At 45.1% G+C, this 20,158-nt stretch carries 17 protein-coding genes; all 17 read left to right on the forward strand.

Annotation, left to right across the window (positions count from 1 at the left end; all coding sequences use genetic code 11):
- Positions 1 to 25 precede the first annotated feature (25 nt).
- Positions 26 to 1,963, forward strand: a complete 1,938-nt coding sequence (gene ftsH, locus EO124_RS03975; protein ID WP_206512533.1) for an ATP-dependent zinc metalloprotease FtsH — start codon at positions 26 to 28, stop codon at positions 1,961 to 1,963.
- 73 nt (positions 1,964 to 2,036) lie between these two features.
- Entirely contained in the window at positions 2,037 to 3,023 is a 987-nt protein-coding gene (locus EO124_RS03980) for a biotin--[acetyl-CoA-carboxylase] ligase (RefSeq protein ID WP_127058433.1), read from the forward strand.
- A 7-nt stretch (positions 3,024 to 3,030) separates the two neighbouring features.
- Positions 3,031 to 3,798 (forward strand): type III pantothenate kinase, encoded by a 768-nt coding sequence (locus tag EO124_RS03985; protein WP_006556385.1) that lies wholly within the window; start codon positions 3,031 to 3,033, stop codon positions 3,796 to 3,798.
- On the forward strand, positions 3,782 to 4,777 hold the full coding sequence (dusB, locus tag EO124_RS03990) for a tRNA dihydrouridine synthase DusB (RefSeq protein ID WP_127058434.1): 996 nt from the start codon (positions 3,782 to 3,784) through the stop codon (positions 4,775 to 4,777). Before EO124_RS03985 ends, dusB begins: the two co-directional genes overlap by 17 nt.
- Before the next feature lie 157 nt (positions 4,778 to 4,934).
- Positions 4,935 to 5,408: a transcription elongation factor GreA gene (gene greA, locus EO124_RS03995; protein WP_021840860.1), complete on the forward strand. Its 474-nt coding sequence runs from the start codon at positions 4,935 to 4,937 to the stop codon at positions 5,406 to 5,408.
- 117 nt (positions 5,409 to 5,525) lie between these two features.
- Positions 5,526 to 7,064: a lysine--tRNA ligase gene (lysS, locus tag EO124_RS04000; protein ID WP_127058435.1), complete on the forward strand. Its 1,539-nt coding sequence runs from the start codon at positions 5,526 to 5,528 to the stop codon at positions 7,062 to 7,064.
- Positions 7,065 to 7,221: 157 nt separating this feature from the next.
- The gene (gene serS, locus EO124_RS04005; RefSeq protein WP_127058436.1) at positions 7,222 to 8,502 is read left to right on the forward strand and encodes a serine--tRNA ligase; all 1,281 of its coding nucleotides are present in this window, start codon (positions 7,222 to 7,224) and stop codon (positions 8,500 to 8,502) included.
- An 89-nt stretch (positions 8,503 to 8,591) separates the two neighbouring features.
- Positions 8,592 to 9,236, forward strand: coding sequence for a fructose-6-phosphate aldolase (gene fsa, locus EO124_RS04010; protein WP_021840863.1), 645 nt, complete (start codon positions 8,592 to 8,594; stop codon positions 9,234 to 9,236).
- A gap of 55 nt (positions 9,237 to 9,291) precedes the next feature.
- Positions 9,292 to 10,257, forward strand: coding sequence for a class II fructose-bisphosphatase (gene glpX / locus EO124_RS04015; RefSeq protein WP_021840864.1), 966 nt, complete (start codon positions 9,292 to 9,294; stop codon positions 10,255 to 10,257).
- A 217-nt stretch (positions 10,258 to 10,474) separates the two neighbouring features.
- Positions 10,475 to 11,737: a UDP-N-acetylglucosamine 1-carboxyvinyltransferase gene (gene murA, locus EO124_RS04020; RefSeq protein ID WP_127058437.1), complete on the forward strand. Its 1,263-nt coding sequence runs from the start codon at positions 10,475 to 10,477 to the stop codon at positions 11,735 to 11,737.
- Positions 11,709 to 12,887, forward strand: a complete 1,179-nt coding sequence (locus EO124_RS04025; RefSeq protein ID WP_127058438.1) for a rod shape-determining protein — start codon at positions 11,709 to 11,711, stop codon at positions 12,885 to 12,887. The genes murA and EO124_RS04025 overlap by 29 nt, the downstream gene beginning before the upstream one ends.
- Positions 12,888 to 13,129: 242 nt before the next feature.
- Complete coding sequence (locus tag EO124_RS04030; RefSeq protein ID WP_127058439.1) at positions 13,130 to 14,527, forward strand: AMIN domain-containing protein; 1,398 nt, start codon at positions 13,130 to 13,132, stop codon at positions 14,525 to 14,527.
- Positions 14,528 to 14,638: 111 nt separating this feature from the next.
- The gene (locus EO124_RS04035; RefSeq protein WP_127058440.1) at positions 14,639 to 14,941 is read left to right on the forward strand and encodes a biotin-requiring enzyme; all 303 of its coding nucleotides are present in this window, start codon (positions 14,639 to 14,641) and stop codon (positions 14,939 to 14,941) included.
- Positions 14,942 to 15,007: 66 nt separating this feature from the next.
- Complete coding sequence (locus EO124_RS04040; RefSeq protein ID WP_241230661.1) at positions 15,008 to 16,891, forward strand: SpoIVB peptidase S55 domain-containing protein; 1,884 nt, start codon at positions 15,008 to 15,010, stop codon at positions 16,889 to 16,891.
- Between the two features lie 246 nt (positions 16,892 to 17,137).
- The gene (locus EO124_RS04045) at positions 17,138 to 17,899 is read left to right on the forward strand and encodes an MlaE family ABC transporter permease (RefSeq protein ID WP_021840870.1); all 762 of its coding nucleotides are present in this window, start codon (positions 17,138 to 17,140) and stop codon (positions 17,897 to 17,899) included.
- A 181-nt stretch (positions 17,900 to 18,080) separates the two neighbouring features.
- Positions 18,081 to 18,848 carry an ABC transporter ATP-binding protein gene (locus EO124_RS04050; RefSeq protein ID WP_127058441.1) on the forward strand — a complete coding sequence of 256 codons (768 nt, stop codon included), beginning with the start codon at positions 18,081 to 18,083 and terminating at the stop codon, positions 18,846 to 18,848.
- Positions 18,838 to 20,142, forward strand: coding sequence for an MlaD family protein (locus tag EO124_RS04055; RefSeq protein ID WP_127058442.1), 1,305 nt, complete (start codon positions 18,838 to 18,840; stop codon positions 20,140 to 20,142). The genes EO124_RS04050 and EO124_RS04055 overlap by 11 nt, the downstream gene beginning before the upstream one ends.
- Positions 20,143 to 20,158: the final 16 nt, after the last annotated feature.

The following is a 20,158-nucleotide window of genomic DNA, read 5'->3' on the forward strand; positions in this document are numbered from 1 at the left end:
GAGACATTTTGAAAGGGGTAATAGATTGGGTCGTTTTATGAAAAATGCACTGTTGTACATTTTGATTATTGTGGCAGCGGCTACAGTTATCAATTCGTTCTCCAGTACAAATACGGCAAAGTCAGAGATTAGTTACACCAGCTTTTTACAGTATGTAACGCAGAAGAAAGTAGACAGTATTACCATTACGGATAACCATGCCATTGTTGGTAAGCTTAAGAACGGTACGGAGTTCAGTACCTATGCTCCGACTGATCCTACTTTAATGAATCAGCTGACTACAAATGAAGTACAAATCACTGCAAAACCACCGGAACAACCTTCCTGGTGGATGGGCTTATTGAGCTCTGTATTGCCAATCTTCTTGTTGATTGGTGTTTGGTTCTTTATCATGCAACAGACGCAGGGCAGCGGCGGTCGCGTTATGAACTTTGGCAAAAGCCGTGCTAAAATGCAGGGCGAAGGCAAAGTTAATGTAACTTTTAAAGATGTAGCCGGTGCGGATGAAGCTAAACAAGAATTGGAAGAAGTTGTAGAATTCTTGCGCAATCCGGGCAAATTTAATGCTATCGGCGCGAAAATTCCTAAAGGTGTTCTTTTATTCGGACCTCCGGGCACAGGTAAAACTTTATTGGCTCGTGCCGTAGCCGGGGAAGCGGGCGTACCGTTCTTCAGCATCAGTGGTTCCGACTTCGTAGAAATGTTCGTTGGTGTCGGTGCCTCCCGTGTACGTGACCTTTTCGGACAAGCTAAGAAAAATGCGCCTTGTATCATTTTCATTGACGAAATTGATGCGGTAGGTCGTCAACGTGGTGCCGGTCTCGGCGGCGGTCATGATGAACGCGAACAGACGTTGAACCAGTTACTCGTTGAAATGGACGGTTTCGGTGCAAACGAAGGTATTATTACCATCGCCGCTACCAACCGACCTGATATCTTGGATCCGGCCTTACTTCGTCCGGGTCGTTTCGACCGTCAGGTAACAGTAGATAAACCTGATTTGCGCGGTCGTGAAGCTATTTTAAAAGTACATGCTCGCAACAAACCGTTGGCTGAGGATGTGGACTTACGCACAATTGCCAAAAAGACTCCGGGCTTTACCGGTGCCGATTTGAGCAACTTGTTGAATGAAGCTGCTTTATTGGCTGCTCGTCAGAATCGTAAACAAGTTACTATGGCCGATTTGGAAGAAGCCAGTGAAAAAGTAAGTTACGGTCCGGAACGCCGCAGTCATGTAGTAAGTGACAAAGAACGTCGTTTGACGGCGTATCATGAATCCGGTCATGCCATCGTGGCTCATTTATTGCCTGATGCCGATCCGGTTCACAAAGTAACAATTATTCCGCGCGGTCGTGCCGGCGGTTACACCATGATGTTACCTGTGGAAGAACAGAATTATATGATAAAATCCCAGATGCTCGCACGTATCCGTGTAGCCTTGGGCGGTCGTTGTGCGGAAGCACTCGTATTGAAAGAAATCAGTAGCGGTGCGTCCGGCGATTTACAGCAAGTTACCAACATCGTTCGTCATATGATTACGCGCCTCGGTATGAGTGATGAATTGGGACCACTCGTATTCGGCGAACATCAGGAACAGGTGTTCTTAGGCCGTAGCCTTGGTCATGAACGCAACTATGGTGAAGCGGTAGCCGAAAAAATTGATGCGGAAATGCATAAAATTGTTTCGGAAGCTTATAATGACGTAATGCAGTTGTTATCCGATAATATCGAGTTCTTGCACAATATGGCGAATGTGCTCTTGGAAGAAGAAACCATTGACCATACTCAAATCGAGAACTTGTATAAATACGGAACTATTACGGACCCAAATACAGTGGAAGTAAATGGCGCTAAGAGTGCCTTGGAAGCAGCGGGGATTATCGTTCCTGATGCTATTGCCACCGAATCTGAAGGTGCAAACTCCGGTACAACTAACGGCGACACATCTGACACAAACAAATAATAATCGGTATACACCGATTGGCATAGGGCCGCCGGTAAGGCGGCCCTTTTTCATAAAGGAGGCATCAATTAGGATGAGAGATGCAATATTAGAGCTGCTTCGTGAGAATAAAGGTGAATTTGTATCAGGCCAACGCATGTCGGAACGGTGCAAAGTTTCGCGTACGGCTATTTGGAAACATATTGAAGCTTTGCGTAAAAAAGGGTATATTATTGAATCATTCACTAAAAAAGGCTATCGCTTGGTGGATGAGCCCGACTTAATGAGTCCCCTTGAAATGGAATCGGTTTTGACGACAAAAACATTCGGACGCAATTATCACTATGTACCAAGTCTTGAATCCAGTAACGCAGTAGCCCGTCAATTGGCCACGGAAGGTGCGCCGGAGGGTACTGTAGTAGTAGCGGAAGAACAGGTAGCCGGTCGCGGTCGTTTAAATCGCGGATGGTTTTCACCATATGGCAAAGGCCTTTGGTTCAGTATCGTATTGCGCCCTTCTTTCTTGCCGATTGAAGCTCCTAAATGTACGCTCATGGCGGCGGTGGCGCTCATTAAAGCATTCCGCCGTTTAGGCCTCAATACAGCAGGGATTAAATGGCCGAATGATATTTTGGTAAACGGCCGTAAATTAGTGGGTATTTTAACTGAAATGAACGGTACCATGGAAGCCATCTCGTATATTGTCATGGGTATCGGCATTAATACGGGCAGTACACAGGATGAACTGCCTGAATTTATTAAAGATGTAGCGACATCTTTTGCCATGGAAGGCGTTGAAGTTGATCGCCGGCAGGCATTAAATATTATTTTACAAGAGATGGAAATGCAGTATAATAAAGTGTTGGCTGAAGGGTTTGACAGCACTTTGGCAGAATGGAAGGAATTCAGTATTACTTTGGGGCAGGACGTAGAAGTACGGGCTCCGGGCAATACGTATGAAGGTAAAGCCATCGACCTTGATCGCGATGGCAATCTTATGATAGAACGTGCTGATGGCTCCGTAGAACGAGTGGTGGCCGGTGACGTGTCCATACGACCAGCACATAAAGTAGGAGGCTGACATAAACATGTTATTAGTGGTTGATGTAGGTAACACCAATATTGTACTCGGCGTATATAAAAAGAAAGAATTGGTCGGTCATTGGCGAATTTCCACGGACCGCGTCCGTACGACCGACGAATATGGCGTATTGTTGATGAACTTGTTTTTTCACGATCGCCAAGTCAATATCAACGACATTGAGGCAATTATTATTTCATCGGTAGTTCCACCGTTGATGCCTACATTGGAGCGCGTTTGCCTGCGCTATTTTAATGTTAAACCGATTATTGTAGGGCCGGGAACCAAAACCGGTATGGCCATTAAATACGATAATCCCCGCGAAGTGGGGGCAGACCGCATTGTTAATGCCGTGTCGGCTTATGAAAAGTATGGCGGTCCGTTGATTGTTATCGATTTCGGTACGGCCACAACTTATTGCGCCATTTTGGCAAACGGCGATTATATCGGCGGTGCTATCGCACCGGGCGTGCAGATTTCGGCGGAAGCCCTCTTCCAGCGTGCCGCTAAATTGCCACGTATTGAAGTGAAAAATCCGGGCCAGGTTATTTGTAAAAGCACAGTAACCTCCATGCAATCCGGTGTTCTCTTCGGTTATGTGGGTCAGGTGGAAGGCATTGTGGCTCGCATGAAAAAAGAAATGCCGGAAGGTGTAAAGGTCATTGCCACCGGCGGTTTGGCTCATTTAATCAATGCGGAAACGGACGTTATCGATTATATCGAGCCGATGTTGACCCTAGAAGGATTACGATTGTTGTATGAACGAAATAAATAATTCGACCTGGTATATCGGCGATGTGCCGATTACCGGTCGGGCTGTGCTGGCTCCCATGGCGGGGGTCAGCGATATTGCTTATCGGCTCCTTGCAAAAGAGCACGGCGCCGCTTTGGTATGCACCGAAATGGTGAGCGCCATGGGCATTAAATACGAAAATGAGCATACGAAAGATTTACTCTTCATGGAGGATGTGGAACATCCCGTATCGATGCAAATTTTCGGCTCCGACCCGGAAGCGATTGCTTTGGCGTCGCAAGTGGTGGAGCGTGCCGGTGCCGATATTGTGGATATCAATATGGGCTGTCCGGTTAAAAAAGTAGTATCATCCGGTGACGGTTCAGCCCTTATGAAAACACCGGATTTGGCAGCCCGTGTGGCGGAAGCCGCCGTTAAGGCTGCAAAAGTACCGGTAACGGTAAAGATGCGCCTCGGCTGGGATGATACATCCAAAAATGTACTCGATTTTGCAAAACGTATTGAATCGGTTGGCGTTGCTGCCGTAGCCGTTCACGGTCGTACGCGGGAGCAGATGTACATGGGGCATGCCGATTGGTCCTATATTAAAGAAGTAAAAGAGGCGTTGAAGATACCCGTAATGGGGAACGGTGATGTGGTGGATGCTGTATCCGCTAAAGCGTTACTTGATGAAACAGGTTGCGACGCGGTTCTCATTGGTCGCGGTGCCCAAGGAAATCCGTGGATTTTTAACGAGGTGAATCAGTATTTGGCTAACGGTACTTTGTTGCCGAAACCAACGGCTCATGAACGTTTGAACATGTTATTGCGTCATTTTGAACTCTTGTGTAAATATAAGGGGACGGCGCTGGGCGTACGTGAAATTCGTACCCACGCCGGCTGGTATATTAAGGGGCTGCCGGAGTCGGCTAAATGGCGTAATCGAATCAATACATTATATACGGAAGCAGCCTTTAAAGAGGCTATTGCCACGTATGCTGCCGAATTGACAAGGCAGTAAAATTGCACTGTAGTAAAATTGACAATGCAGTAAAATTATTGTTATAATATTACGTAAATTACGTAAAAAGCGTAAAAATATGTGATGTAAAGCAAAGGTGTCAGTGTATGACACTTTTTCTTTATAGCTAAACAACTATTGGAAGAGGAGTCCTATTATGGCAGAAGTTAAAGAAACACTGTTAACCGCAGAAGGTCTTAAGAAACTTGAAGAAGAATTAGCTCATTACAAATCTGTTCGTCGTATTGAAGTAGCGCAGCGTATTAAAACGGCTATCGAATATGGCGACATCAGTGAAAACTCTGAATATGATGATGCAAAAAATGAACAGGCTTTTATCGAAGGTCATATCATTGAATTAGAAAATAAAATTAACACGGCTAAAATTATTGACGAAAAAACTCGTAAAAACGTAGTATCCGTGGGCAGTAAAGTTAAATTATTAGACGAAGAATTTAACGAAGAATTGGATTATGTAATTGTAGGTTCCTCCGAAGCGGATCCTTTCAACAACCGTATTTCTAATGAATCGCCGGTAGGCAGCGCTATTCTCGGTAAGAAAAAAGGTGCTACCGTTGAAGTGAATACACCGGACGGTGTAGCGACTTTCAAAATTTTAGCAATCAGCTAATACGGCAGTAGCCAGCTAATAAGGTGGCAGCCAATAAAATATACCAAAAATGGGCTCAAAACTGTTATACTATAAGTAATACCGTATTTGAGCAGATGAAGTTAGGAGGCCATGTAAGTGAGCGAAGAAAAAGCGACTACAGTACAAGAACAACAGCAGGAATTAAATGATCAAATGTTAATTCGTCGCGATAAGCTTGCGCAATACGAGGCAGACGGAGTGTATCCTTTTGGCCAGCGTTTTGTAGTACAGCAGCATGCGGCAACAATAAAAGACAACTTCCGTGATTTTGAAGATCAGCCGGTAACCGTAGCCGGTCGTCTTATGACGATTCGATCCCACGGTAAAACGGCATTTGCCAATATTCGTGATTTAACCGGTGATATTCAGATCTACTTGCGTAAAGATATTTTAGGTGAAGATGTTTATAAACATGTGAAAATGCTCGACATGGGCGATATCGTAGGTATCGAAGGCCATGTATTCCGCACACACATGGGCGAAATCACTATTAAAGTTAACAAACTTACATTGCTTTCTAAATCTTTGCGTCCGTTACCTGAAAAATGGCATGGTTTAAAAGATACGGAACTTCGCTATCGTCAACGCTATGTGGATTTGATTGTAAATCCGGAAGTGCGCGATACCTTTATTAAACGCACCCAAATCGTGGCTAAAATGCGTCAGTACATGAACGCTCATCAGTTCATGGAAGTGGAAACACCAATGCTCCACGCTATTCCGGGTGGTGCTGCGGCTCGTCCGTTCATTACTCATCACAATGCGCTTGATATCGACATTTACATGCGTATTTCCCCTGAATTACACTTAAAACGCCTTATCGTAGGCGGTTTGGAACGGGTATTCGAAATTAACCGTTCCTTCCGTAACGAAGGTATCGATAACCGCCATAACCCTGAATTCACCATGATGGAATCTTACCAGGCTTACGGCAACTTCGAAGATGCCATTATGTTGACTGAAAACATCGTGGCTTACTGTGCACAGGAAGTACTCGGTACGACTAAAATCAACTACCAGGGCACTGAAATTGATTTGACGCCGCCTTGGAACCGTATTACTATGCAGGAAGGCATCAAGAAATATACGGGCGAAGATTTCGACGCCGTTGAAACATTGGAAGAAGCGCGCGCTATTGCGGATCGCTTGAATGTGGAATACACGGACCGCGACGGTATCGGCAAAATTATCAATCTTTGCTTCGAAGACTATGTAGAAGAAAACTTGATTGAACCAACCATCGTTTACGGTCATCCGTTGGAAATTTCTCCATTGGCTAAACAGAACCGTGAAAAACCATTGACTACGGAACGTTTTGAAGCCTTCGTATACGGTCGTGAATTGGCGAACGGTTATTCCGAGTTGAACGACCCAATCGATCAGCGTCAACGTTTTGAAAAACAGTTACAGGAACGTGCCGCCGGCGATGATGAAGCTCACCGCATGGATGAAGACTTCGTAACCGCTTTGGAATATGGTTTACCGCCAACAGCGGGCCTCGGTATCGGTATCGACCGTCTCGTTATGTTCTTAACTGATTCCGCTTCTATTCGTGATGTGTTGTTATTCCCACTCATGAAACCGGAAACGGAAGCTAAAGCTGTTGAAGCTGAAGAAGCTGACAAAGCTGAATAAGTAAGATATAATTTTATACGGAAACACTGTATGGTGGCCATGTAATATGCGTGGCCACTTTTTTTCATGGCAAAAACTGTGCAGATGTGGTATGATTAAGTGTAATTAATAATACATTGTGCCATTGGGCACGCATTTTAAGTAAGAGGTTATGGATATGTTAGATTTACGTTTCGTTAGAGAAAATCTGGAAGCAGTACAGCAAAACTTGGACAATCGCCATACCACCGGCGATTTGGAAAACTTTGCCAAATTGTATGATTTGCGCAAGGATTTAATTCAAGAAGTAGAACAATTAAAAGCACAGCGCAACTCAGTAACCGCAGAAATCAGTCAGTTAAAACGCAATAAAGAAAATGCGGACGATAAAATTGCGGAAATGCAGAAAGTGGGCGACAAAATTGCTGAGCTTGACGGCAAAATTCGTGAAACTGAATCTTCACTCCAAAACATTGCCCTCATGTTGCCTAATATGTGCGATGCATCCGTACCGGTAGGGGAAGATGAAAACGACAATCCTGAAATGCGTCGTTGGGGCAAACCTCGTGAATTTGATTTCCCTATTCAGGCTCACTGGGATTTAGGCGAAAGCCTCGATATTTTAGATTGGGAACGTGCCGCTAAAGAAAGTGGTGCCCGTTTCACATTCTACAAAGGCCTCGGTGCCCGTTTGGAACGTGCGTTGATCAACTTCATGCTTGATCTTCACACCGAACAACAAGGCTATACCGAAATGATGACACCGTATATGGTAACTCGTCAGACTTTAACCAACACTGGCCAATTGCCTAAATTTGCCGAAGATATGTATAAAGTAGAAAACACGGAATACTTCCTCATTCCGACCGCTGAAGTTACTCTTACGAACTTCCATGCGGGCGAAATTTTGAGTGCAGATGAATTGCCTAAATACTACACGGCTTTCACCGCTTGTTTCCGTGCGGAAGCCGGTTCGGCCGGTCGCGATACACGCGGTCTCATTCGTCAGCATCAGTTCAACAAAGTTGAAATGGTAAAATTCGCTACCCCTGAAACATCCTATCAGGAACTCGAATCTTTAACTGATAATGCGGAAGAAGTATTACGTTTATTGGAATTACCACATCGTGTAATTACCCTTTGCACCGGTGATATCGGCTTCGGTTCCGCTAAAACCTACGACGTAGAAGTTTGGATGCCGGCTCAGGATTGCTACCGTGAAATCTCGTCCTGCTCCAATATGACCGATTTCCAGGCACGCCGCGGTAATATCAAGTTCCGTCGCGATGCGAAGAGCAAACCTGAATTCGTTCATACCTTGAATGGTTCCGGTTTGGCTGTAGGTCGTACGGTAGCCGCTATTTTGGAAAACAATCAGGAAGCTGACGGTTCCGTTCGCATTCCTAAAGTTTTACAACCATATATGGGTGGCGCAGAAGTAATTAAACCTGTAAAATAGAAGTGTAAGGCATAAGGTCTGACGAATGTCAGACCTTCACCTATGCGATAAAATTTAACGGTCTACAGTGTTTTTAAAAAGGAGTTCCTATGAAAATTTTTATTGATACTGCCAATTTTGATGAAATTAAAGCCGCTTATGAAATGGGCTTCGTTGCCGGTGTAACGACCAACCCTTCTTTGATTGTTAAAGAAAAACGCGACCTTAAAGAAGTGATCAAACAGATTGCCGAACTCGTTGACGGCCCTGTAAGTGCTGAAGTTATTGCTACTGAAGCACCTGAAATGGTCAAAGAAGCGCATGAGCTCGTTAAATTGGGCAAAAACGTTGTCATCAAAGTTCCTATGACGGAAGAAGGTCTCAAAGCCGTTTCGATTCTTTCCAAAGAAGGCATCAAAACTAACGTTACTTTAATCTTCTCCGCTAACCAGGCTTTGTTGGCCGCTCGTGCCGGTGCTACATTCGTTAGTCCTTTCGTAGGCCGTATCGATGATATGAGCATGGACGGCATTACTTTGATTGAAGATATTGCCGAAATCTTTATTATGCATGACATTAAGGCTGAAATTATTGCCGCCTCCGTTCGTACACCAATGCATATGACGCAGTGTGCGAAAGCGGGCGCTCATATTGCCACGGTGCCATACAAGGTGTTAACTGCCTCGATGAAACATCCTTTGACGGATGCAGGTCTTGCCAGATTCTTAGCAGATTGGGAAGCAGCCAACAAATAATTAAGGAGTCGTGTTGCCCTGCTACGTAAGAGGGCATTTTAAGGAGGTAAAAACTGTGGATAGAACATTAGCTTTGGAATTTGTACGTGTAACGGAAGCGGCAGCGCTTCGCAGTGGTCGTTTGCTTGGTCGCGGTGAGAAAGACGGCGCCGATCAACTCGCTGTAGATGCTATGCGTCAAACCTTTGATACAGTACCTATTTCGGGTACCGTTGTTATCGGGGAAGGGGAAATCGATGAAGCCCCTATGCTTTACATCGGTGAAGAAGTAGGTGCCGGCGGTGAAGCTGTGGACATCGCGGTGGATCCGATTGAAGGTACGAATCTGATTGCTAAAGGTCAAAATGGTGCTATCGCAGTATTGGCCATCGCTCCTAAAGGCGGTTTGTTGCATGCTCCTGATATGTACATGCAGAAGCTTTGCGTAGGTCCTCGTGCCAAAGGCGTTATCGATTTGAATGCCAGTGTTACTGAAAACTTGCGTCGTGTGGCTGAAAAAATGGAACGCGGTATTGATGATATGACTATTGTTATGCTTGATCGTCCGCGTCATGAAGCGATTATGCGCGAAGCTCGTGAAGCGGGTGCCCGTATTCGTTTAATCACCGACGGTGACGTAAATCCGGCTATGGAATGTGGTCTTGAAGGCTCCGGTATTCACATGGTTATCGGTACCGGCGGGGCTCCGGAAGGCGTTTTGGCAGCGGCTGCTTTAAAATGTACGGGCGGCGATATGCAAGCGCGCTTGTTGCCTGAAAATGACGAAGAAGTTCGTCGTTGTCATGCTATGGGCATTACGGATTTAAATAAAGTATTGACTATTGATGACCTCGTTCACGGTGAAGACGTAATTTTCTCCGCAACGGCCATTACGGAAGGCAATATTTTATCCGGTATTAAATACTTTGCCGGCGGTGCTCGTACGGAATCCGTTGTAATGCGTTATAAAACAGGAACGGTTCGCTTTGTTGATACTATTCATCGTTTGGACCGCAAGTTAAAATCTATGAAAGCGAAATAATCGTTGACTTTCGCGTAAAGATTATAACAAAACGGCTTTATATCTTTTGATATAAGGCCGTTTTTTATGTGTGTTTTGTGTGGGTGCGGTACTTGATGAACAGCCTGTTTTAAAGTATACTATAAGGTAGAATTTAAAGAAGAACTATCATACTATAGAATAATAGATTGCATGTAAGACTATAGCTTAATAGATTGCATTATGGGAGGAAGTATTGTTGGAAAAGCTCGTCATTAACGGCGGTAAACCGTTGAATGGTCGCGTTCGTGTAAGTAGCGCAAAAAATGCGGTGTTGCCGATTATTGCGGCCACCATGTTGGCATCGACGCCAAGTCGATTAGTAGAAGTACCTCATTTAGAGGATGTACATACGATTTGTGAGGTAATTTCAGCATTAGGCGTTAAAGTTACCAAGGATGAAGCTAATCAGGAAATCCGGTTTGATGCTTCGGAAATTACGGCTACAGAAGCTCCCTATGAATTAGTTCGCCGCATGCGTGCGTCGTTTTTAGTTATGGGACCTTTATTGGCACGCCGTCGTGAAGCCCGTATTTCTTTACCCGGTGGTTGTGCCATCGGCTCGCGTCCTATTGATTTACACTTAAAAGCGTTTGAAGCTTTAGGTGCTACTATCGAAATGGGAGACGGTTATGTATTGGCATCCGCTCCGGAAGGCCTTAAAGGGAATCAGATTTATCTCGACTTCCCAAGTGTTGGAGCTACGGAAAACGTAATTATGGCGGCTTCCATGGCGGAAGGTAAAACGATTATCGAAAACGCTGCGGAAGAACCTGAAATTGTAGATTTAGTAACTTACTTAAATAGTATGGGAGCCGATATTCGCGGCGCCGGCACGAATGTAATTCGTATCCAAGGCGTTAAAGAATTAAAAGGGGCTACGCATACGGTAATTCCCGACCGTATCGAAGCCGGTACGTATCTCATCGCAGCGGCGATGGCCGGCGGTGACGTGTATGTTGAAAATGCTTTATCCGAGCATTTAAAACCGGTTGTGGCGAAATTGAAAGAAGCCGGCGTAACCGTGCAGGAAGATGTGGACGGTATTCGCGTTATTTCCGACGGCAATGTAAAAGCCGTAGATATTAAGACATTACCATACCCGGGCTTCCCGACGGATATGCAGGCTCAATTCATGGCCTTTACGACCATTGCCAAGGGTACCAGTACGGTTATGGAAACGGTTTTTGAAAACCGCTTTATGCATGTCGATGAATTGAAGAAAATGGGTGCTCAGATTCGCATTGAAGAGCGTCGTGCTATTGTTGACGGTGTACCTAAATTGAAAGGCACCGAAGTACGGGCTACCGATTTGCGTGCCGGAGCTGCTTTAGTGTGTGCCGGATTGGCGGCGGAAGGTGTTACGAAAGTAACTCAGTTGTCGCATATTGACCGAGGTTATGACAACTTGGTAGGCAAATTAAAAGGGTTAGGTGCTGACATTGTTCGGGTGGACGAGTAAGAAAAAGGTAAGCCGTGCCGAAGTTTTGCAAAAGCGTGAAGAGCGACGCAAACGAAGCACGCAACCCATTGCGACGACCACGCCTAAAATAGTAGCCAAGAAAGCAGATAAATGGGTATCTCCTTTTGAAAAATTGGCGCTGTGGTGGGCCTATGACGTAGGCATTGACTTGGGCACGACGAATGTATTGATTTACATTAAAGGCAAAGGTGTTGTGCTTGATGAACCGGCCTATGTAGCTTGGAATATTCACACTCATGAAGTGGTGGCTGTCGGTGAGGACGCACGCATTATGCTGGGGCGCACGCCGGCGGATATTGAAGTTATTCGCCCCCTTCAGGACGGTGTTATTAATAACTATGACATGACGGAGTTCATGCTTCGTTACTATATTAAGAGCGTGTTACCGGCCTCGACTTTATTCAAACCGCGCATCGTTATATGCGTGCCGTCCGGCATTACGCCGGTTGAAAAGAGGGCTGTTATCGAAGCGGTACTTCAAACGGGTGCCCGTAAGACGGTGCTCATCGAAGAGCCGTTGGCGGCCGCTTTGGGGACGGGCCTTGATAAAGCAGCGTCTGCCGGAGCCATTGTGGTTGACGTAGGCGGCGGTACTACGGATATTGCCGTGCTTTGCACCACCGGTGTCGTAGTGAGTAAGTCTTTGCGCATGGGCGGTGATAAGTTTGATGAAGCCATTATCAGCTATATCAAACGACGTCGTAAGCTATTAATCGGTCGGCGTACGGCGGAAGAAGTAAAAATCGCTGTCGGTACGGTGGATCGTAAAGCGCCGGTAGAAGAAATAACCGTGCGCGGTCGCGATATTGTGAGCGGCTTGCCGCAGGCTATTAAAGTAAGTTCCAAGGAAGTGCAGATGGCGCTAGAAAAACCGGTCAATGTTATCTTGGAAGGTATCAAAGATATTTTGGAAAAAACGCCACCTGAGTTGGTAGCGGAAATCTGTGATCATGGTATCATCCTAACCGGCGGCGGGGCGTTAATCAGTGGTTTTGACCGCCTTATTACGCGGGCTATCGGGGTAGCGGCCTATTTGGTGGACAATCCTCGTTATTCGGTTATCGTCGGAACCGGTCGTGCTTTGCGTGAAATGGATCGCTTGCAGGATAGTTTGGAAGAATTGCAGTAGGCCCAATAGTCTGGTTTGTTTCAATAAAACGGACCGGATATGGTGAAGCGTAGCTGCGTTGCCTTATGTAATTTGGTCATTGAATAATAAATACAAAGAAGATTGTGAGCGGCAAGGTCGCTTGCAATCTTTTTTTATTTTCACATAATATTTCAAGTAGTTAGCAGGTATATATGTTATAATAGATAAAATGGTACTAAAATAACGATAATAGTTTATAGATTTTTTCAAAGGAGGGAACTATGAAAGCCTGTAAGAAGAAGCTTAGTGCAGTCTTAATGGCAGGGATAATGAGTTGGCTCGTAGGCGGCGCTGCGGATGCGGCGGATTTGACAGCCGTACGTGCTACCAATGAAGTGGGGCACACCCGCATTGTCCTTGACATGAAGGGGTTACCGGATGGCTGGAGTTCTATTTATAATGAAAAAGCACAGCAGGTACGAATCCATTTTGCCGGTACTACGAATCGCACGAGTGGTCCGGTTCAGTATAATAATCGCAATAGCGGTGTTTTGCAAGGCGTAGGCCTGGCGAGCACAGATACAGGCCTCGACTTATCGCTCAGTGTAAATCAGCCGATTCGCTACCACATGTTTACTTTGCAAAATCCGGACCGCATAGTATTGGATTTGTTTAATAATTATGATCAACGAACTACAAAGCCCTTGAAGGACGGTGTGGTATATACTAAATGGGATACCAGTACCGATACGGGCCGCGTAAAAGTAGATGCTCTTACGGTAGCGCCCACAGAGCCGGCCGTGATTAAAGCGGACGGCGATAAGGCGGAGACTTTGGCTGAGGTGACGCCGACCGGTGCCATTTCGGTGGGCCTTGTCAATGCGGCTGATGTAGCGGCCGGGCTCAACGGTGAAGGGTTAGTGGAAGGAACGGTACAGCTTGCTTCCGGTGAAAAAATCCCCGTTGTACCGGGCTATCAAATAACGCCGGTAGGGGTACTTCGTTATATTCCTAATCAAGGGTATACGATTAGTGTGGAAACGCCTAAATTGCAGTTAAAAGAAGGGAATAAAACTTATATCGTAAGCGGTGTTAATCGCACGCGCGGTACGGATGAGCTCATCGCCTATAATGCGGCTTACGGCTCATCGACGCACACCAATGTATACGGCAAAGAGGTTACGTTACGGCGCAATGTGGTTGTAGCTAAAGGTACGAACGACTCTAAATTGGCTGATGCAGATATCGTGTTGTCGGCTCATGGTGCCATTGTGCCGGTGATTGATGCATTACGCATCGGCGATATTGTGAATTTACAAGTGGTTCCTACGATTGTTAAAATCAGTGCGGCCGGCACGACCTTGGCTCAAAGTAAACGAATCGTGTTGGCTAATGGTATGGTGACGGATTTTGACGGCGACAATTATCGTGGTCATACCTTATTAGGGGTGCGACCTGATGGTACATTGATTGTCCTTTTGGCATCCGGCAATTATCGAGCGTCTTCCGGCATAACTTTGGAACAAGGGGGCCGTATGCTGTCAGAGTTTGGGGCGGTTACGGGCATTGATGCGGGTTATCAGCGGGATAATGATTTATATGCCAACGGTATCTACCTCCATCGCGATGAGACCAGTTTTGGCACGGCGCGCTATGGGGAAATCATAATTTTCCCTTAATGGGTCCGTTGCCGATGATGTGAATTTTTAATGATTAGAGGCGGGTTTAGTAATAAATTTGCTTATCCGTGATATAATATATGTAGACGTTAGTCAAAGGAGGATTTACGTATGAAAAAATATATGAAATTTTTAGTAATGGCTGCTGTTGGCGTAAGCCTGGCGACCGGATTCGTTTTCACGGCCTCCGCAGCCAATGTCAACCAGGAATCCGTATTAACCGGTCAGGTTGTATCGGTTGTACCGGTAGGTACAGTTGTTAAAGAAGGGGACGTATTGGTAATAGTACAATCCTTAACGGGCCCAATGCCGGCTGCTCGTTCCACTGTTAACGGTGTAGTTACGAATGTAACGGTTAAAAACGGCGACCAAGTAAACCGCGCACAAGTTGTAGCCGTGGTTGACGGTAAATAATCAAAGCAATTCCGCTGAAGTATTCAGTTAAAACAGTTGACATATAGTTTTAGAGAGGAGCTATGAATGAAGCCATTTCGTTCATCACGCCGGTATATGAAAGGTGTACTGGCGCTTTTCTTTTGTTGCACTGTTGTCGCTTCGGCACAGGCAGTTGATTTTCTGCCAGTAACCGATGTGCGTACAGGCATGGAAGGACACGTTGATACAGTAGTAACGGGAGATGATATCTCCAGTTTTAATATGAAAGTTTTAGGCGTCATGAAAGACCGTGGCCCGTCGGGCGATTTAATTTTAGCTAAATTTTCCGGCCCCGTTATTGATGAAACGGGCGGCATCGTGCACGGTATGAGTGGCAGTCCCGCGTATATTGACGGCAAGCTGGTAGGCGCCGTTGCCTACGGTTGGGGCTTTGCGGATGGCACTATCGGTATGATTACGCCAATCGAAGATATGGTTAAGCTTTGGAATATTCCCTATGAAAAGAACTTAGCCAATCCTTGGCGCGACAGTCAGTTGATTCCCCTTGGTACACCGCTTATGGCTTATGGCTTCGACCCGTCGGCTCTTAAGTTTATGAAGGAAAAGTTGCCGGAATATGAGTACAGCACATATGATACGGCAGCGGCTGATGGCGATGATGTGGTTAAACCGCTTAAAGCGGGCGGTTCCGTAGCGGCTTTGCTCGTTGACGGTGATTTGAAACTGGGCGCAATCGGTACGGTAACCTATGTGGATCAGGATAAAGTCGTAGCATTCGGCCATCCGTTTTTAAAACGCGGCTCTGTAGGTTACTTCATGCATAATGCATCTATTTTTACCGTTGTAAAAAGCTTGGATTCCGGCTTTAAGCTTGGCTCTATGGGCGCTGAAGTTGGGACCGTAACGGAAGATCGCGGTGCCGGTATTGCCGGTACATCGGGCAAGATTACGAGCGGTATTCCTATGGCGATTACCGTGCGTGATCTCGATATGAATCGAACTCGCGAAGCGGGTGTTAAAGTGGTGGAAGCCGATGAGTTGACACCGACATTAAGTACTACGGCAGTTTATAATTTTATCAGTAAAACATTGGATCGCAATGGTGAAGGTACATCCACCTTAACTCTTAAAATCCAACCGCGTGATATTAATATTCCGCCGTTGGAACGGACAAATATGTTCTATTCCAATGATTCCATCGGCATCAAGAGTGTTGATGAATTTTACAATATTATTGACGTGCTCATGAATAATCGTTTTATCAATTATGAAATTGCGGGGATTCAGGTGGATGCATCCTTAACGAAGGAAAAGAAAACCGCCGTAATCGGTGATGCCACGTTATCACCGGCTGTTGCATCGCCGGGGGATACAGTTGTAATTAATGTTAAATTACAACCGTTCCGTGAAGAACCGATAACGAAGGAAATCTTCTTTACCGTGCCGAAGGATCAACCGTATGGGGAAGTAACTTTGGAAGTTCGCGGTGGCGGCGTGGTACCATTGCCATACCTTTTGGAAAAACAAAAATACAATTTAACCGATGAAATTATTCGTCGTTTGAAAACGTATAAAGATTTTGACGAGTTCTATAAAGAACTGCGCAATACGGATACGAATAACCAGATTGTGGTTGAAATCTTGGAAGATGGCGTCAGTATGGTAGAAGACGGTGAAAAAGCCGATACGAAAGGTGCTAAAATTGATGTGGCCGATGAGACTAAAATTCCGGGCGCTGTACCGAAGGGAAAAGCGAAGGAAAGTATTCCGGGCATTGATGACAAAGATGACAAAGAACCGTATAAAGCTAAAATCGATACGGAATACGTTATCCGCGGCGACGGTCAATTCGTATTGAAAGTTATGTCCCCGGCCGACCGTGATAAAGAAAAGGCTCGACTTGCCCGTGAAAATGCGAAGAAGTTGAAAAAAGCAGTGGACAATTCCGGCGAAACTGTAAGTCAATAAGAATAAACTGAATAGTAAGCAATGAAGGCGATGGACAGTGATGTTCATCGCCTTTTTATATTGTGGGGCCACAGCTTGCCGGAAAATAGAATTTTTTTCAAAAAGATTGTAAAATTTAGATATATTCATCGTTGGTACTGATGACAATGACTAAAGTTTTGTGATAAAATGAGGGGTAGTAATCATACTCAATTATAAGCAGATGTGATGAACTTCAATAGATGTGATGTAAGAGGAGGAGAACTTTTGCAGTGGTTAGAAGCGCTTGGCCGTGAAGTGATACGTTGGTTGGCACGTTGCGGTGAAGCTGTAATATTAATCGGCCAAACCATTAAACAGTTACCAAAGGCCAATTGGCGCCATGTTATATTTCAAATGGCTCATTTGGGCGTAGATTCGTTGCCGATTATCAGTTTAACTTTATTGTTTGCCGGGGCTGTAATGACCTTGCAAATTGCCGATATTTTGATTCGTTACGGTGCACAAGGTACGGTTGGTGGTATCATGGCCATTGCCATGGGGCGTGAATTGGGACCGGTACTGGTAGGTGTTGTGTTATCGGGCCGCGTTGGGGCAGCCATTACTGCCGAGATTGGTACCATGAAGGTAACCGAGCAAATTGATGCCCTCAAAGTAATGGCCGTTAATCCTATCGGCTACTTGGTAGTGCCTCGCGTGATTGCGTGCATGATTATGGTGCCGATTCTGGCTTTTTACGGTGTTATTATCGGTATCGGTGGCGGTTACGTGGTAGCGACGTTGTTTAAAGGCATGGCGGGCATGACTTATACCGATTCCATTCAACTTTTTGCCGTTACCAGTGATTTAACTTACGGTTTAATCAAAGCCAGTGTATTTGGCGCCGTAATTGCTCTTGTTGGTTCGTACAAGGGCATGTATACTAAAATGGGGGCTGAAGCAGTAGGTAATGCAACTACCAGCTCCGTAGTGACCAGTATTATTTTAGTATTCGTATTAAATTATTTCTTATCCATGGCGTTATTCTAGTTGTTAGTTTGCTACGTCGATTGATTTTAGTATTATTTTCATGAAAAATATTGCCCCGTTGCTTAAAAGGCGGGCGTTTTATCATTGAATTTTGAAACAGATATTTTATAATTATAGTAGTAACTGTAGGTTCGCTTAAAAATCGGACTTATAGTTTGAGATTAATTGAGGCCGGAGATTCATGATTGAATTACAGGATGTGGTCGTTGCCTACGGCGATAGGGTTATCCTCGACCACGTAGATTTGACAATAGAAGATGGCGAAACGTTGGTTGTCCTTGGCGGCAGCGGCGCCGGTAAGAGTACGATTCTGCGTCTCATAATCGGTTTGCAACGGCCGAACAGCGGACGTATTCTGGTGGACGGCGTTGATGTAGTCGGCTTAAGCGAAGACGAATTTAACAAAGTTCGTGAAAAAATGGGGATGGTGTTCCAATACTCGGCGCTTTTCGACTCTATGACCGTGGCTGAAAATGTAGCTTTCGGGCTAAGACAGCATACGGAATTAACTAATGATAAAATTAAGGAAATTGTGCAGGACAAATTGGATTTGGTGGAGTTGCCTAATACGGGCAACTACATGCCGAATGAATTGTCCGGGGGCATGAAAAAACGTATCAGTTTGGCCCGGGCCATTGCTTTAAATCCTCGCATTATTTTATATGATGAACCGACGTCGGGGCTTGATCCTATAACATCGGGGACAATCAGCAAACTTATTCGGAGCATGCAAAAGCATCTTCACTGCACTTCGATTGTAGTAACTCATGATATGCAATCGGCTTTTTATGTGGCAGATCGCATTGCCTTATTGGATAAGGGTAAATTTATAGAAGTTTCGAGTCCGACTGAATTTAGCAAATCTAAAAACAAGTTGGTCCAGCAGTTTATACATGGCGGCGATATTATGGAAGGCGCCGGTGAGGGGGAGAAAACAGATGAAGTTTAATACAGAGGCTAAGGTGGGCTTGTTTACCATTATCGGCCTTTGCTTATTTGCAGCGGCGATCATTTTTGTTGGTCGTTTGGAATTATTTGAACCGCCGCGGATGCATATTACCGGCGATTTTCAGTCGGTTACGGGCCTTAAGACCGGTAACCAGGTTAAATATTCCGGCGTTACGGTGGGCCGTGTAAGCTCTATGGAAGTTACCGCCAAAGGGGTAACGCTTACTATGGATATTGATAAAGATACGGAGATCCCGATTGACTCCGAGTTTGCCTTGGCCAATGACGGTATTTTGGGTGATAAATTCATTCAAATTACACCGGGCCACTCTCAAGTTTATTTAAAAGACGGTGATATGATTCGCGGTGACGGTCATAGCGACATTGATAAAACGATGCAGCAAGCTACCGTATTGATGGAAGAGGCTAATAAAACATTGGGCTCTATTAATAATATTATCGGCGATGCGCAGACTCAGACATCACTTCGCAACGCGCTTCGTTCTACAGAAATCATCGCCAATAATACGGCGGAACTTACGGCTCGTTTTAATCAAATGGCTCTGGATAATCAGGGTAACATTAATGAAATTACAGCCAACATGACTGATATTACACGTAATATGACGGCGATTACGGGTCAGCTTGATACATCCTTACAAAATTTGGATGGCGACGGTCAGGCATCTCGTGATATGCGTACTATTTTAGATAATTTGAAAACAACAACTGACAGCTTGAATTCCATGGCTGCTTCTATGCAGGGTATCGTAACCGACCCACAGAGCAGTCAGGATATTAAGGAAACTTTGCATAATACGGCACAGTTGACAACTAAGTTAAATCGTCTGACCGGTGGCGACGTAGATAGTCGTGAATCCGGAAAAAAGTACCCTTTTAAGGCAAGCGCCAATATGGAGCTCTTATATAATACAACGAAGAATAAATATAATCCGAATGCCGATTTCCGTTTGCAATTCGGTCAGAGTTTATTCACGTTGGGAGCGAATAATATTGGTAACGGCAGTCGCTTAGAACTTACGTATGGCAAATACGTAGGGGATGATTTTTCGATTCGTGGCGGTCTGTTTGACGGTGACGTAGGTGTCGGGGTCGATTACGGCCTTGGCGGTCCGTTTACGATATCCGCAGCAGTTATGGATTTAAATGATGTGCGCTATCGGATTCGCAGTGAAGTCAGATTGTTTGATGATGTATATGCAATCGCTCAATTCATTCGTCCATTTAGCGAAGAAAATGGTGGTAATTTCTACGGCATTCGATATGTCTTTTAATTTTGGGAGGTAATAC

The sequence above is a fragment of the Veillonella ratti genome (assembly GCF_003992115.1).
Lineage (GTDB): Bacteria > Bacillota > Negativicutes > Veillonellales > Veillonellaceae > Veillonella_A > Veillonella_A ratti.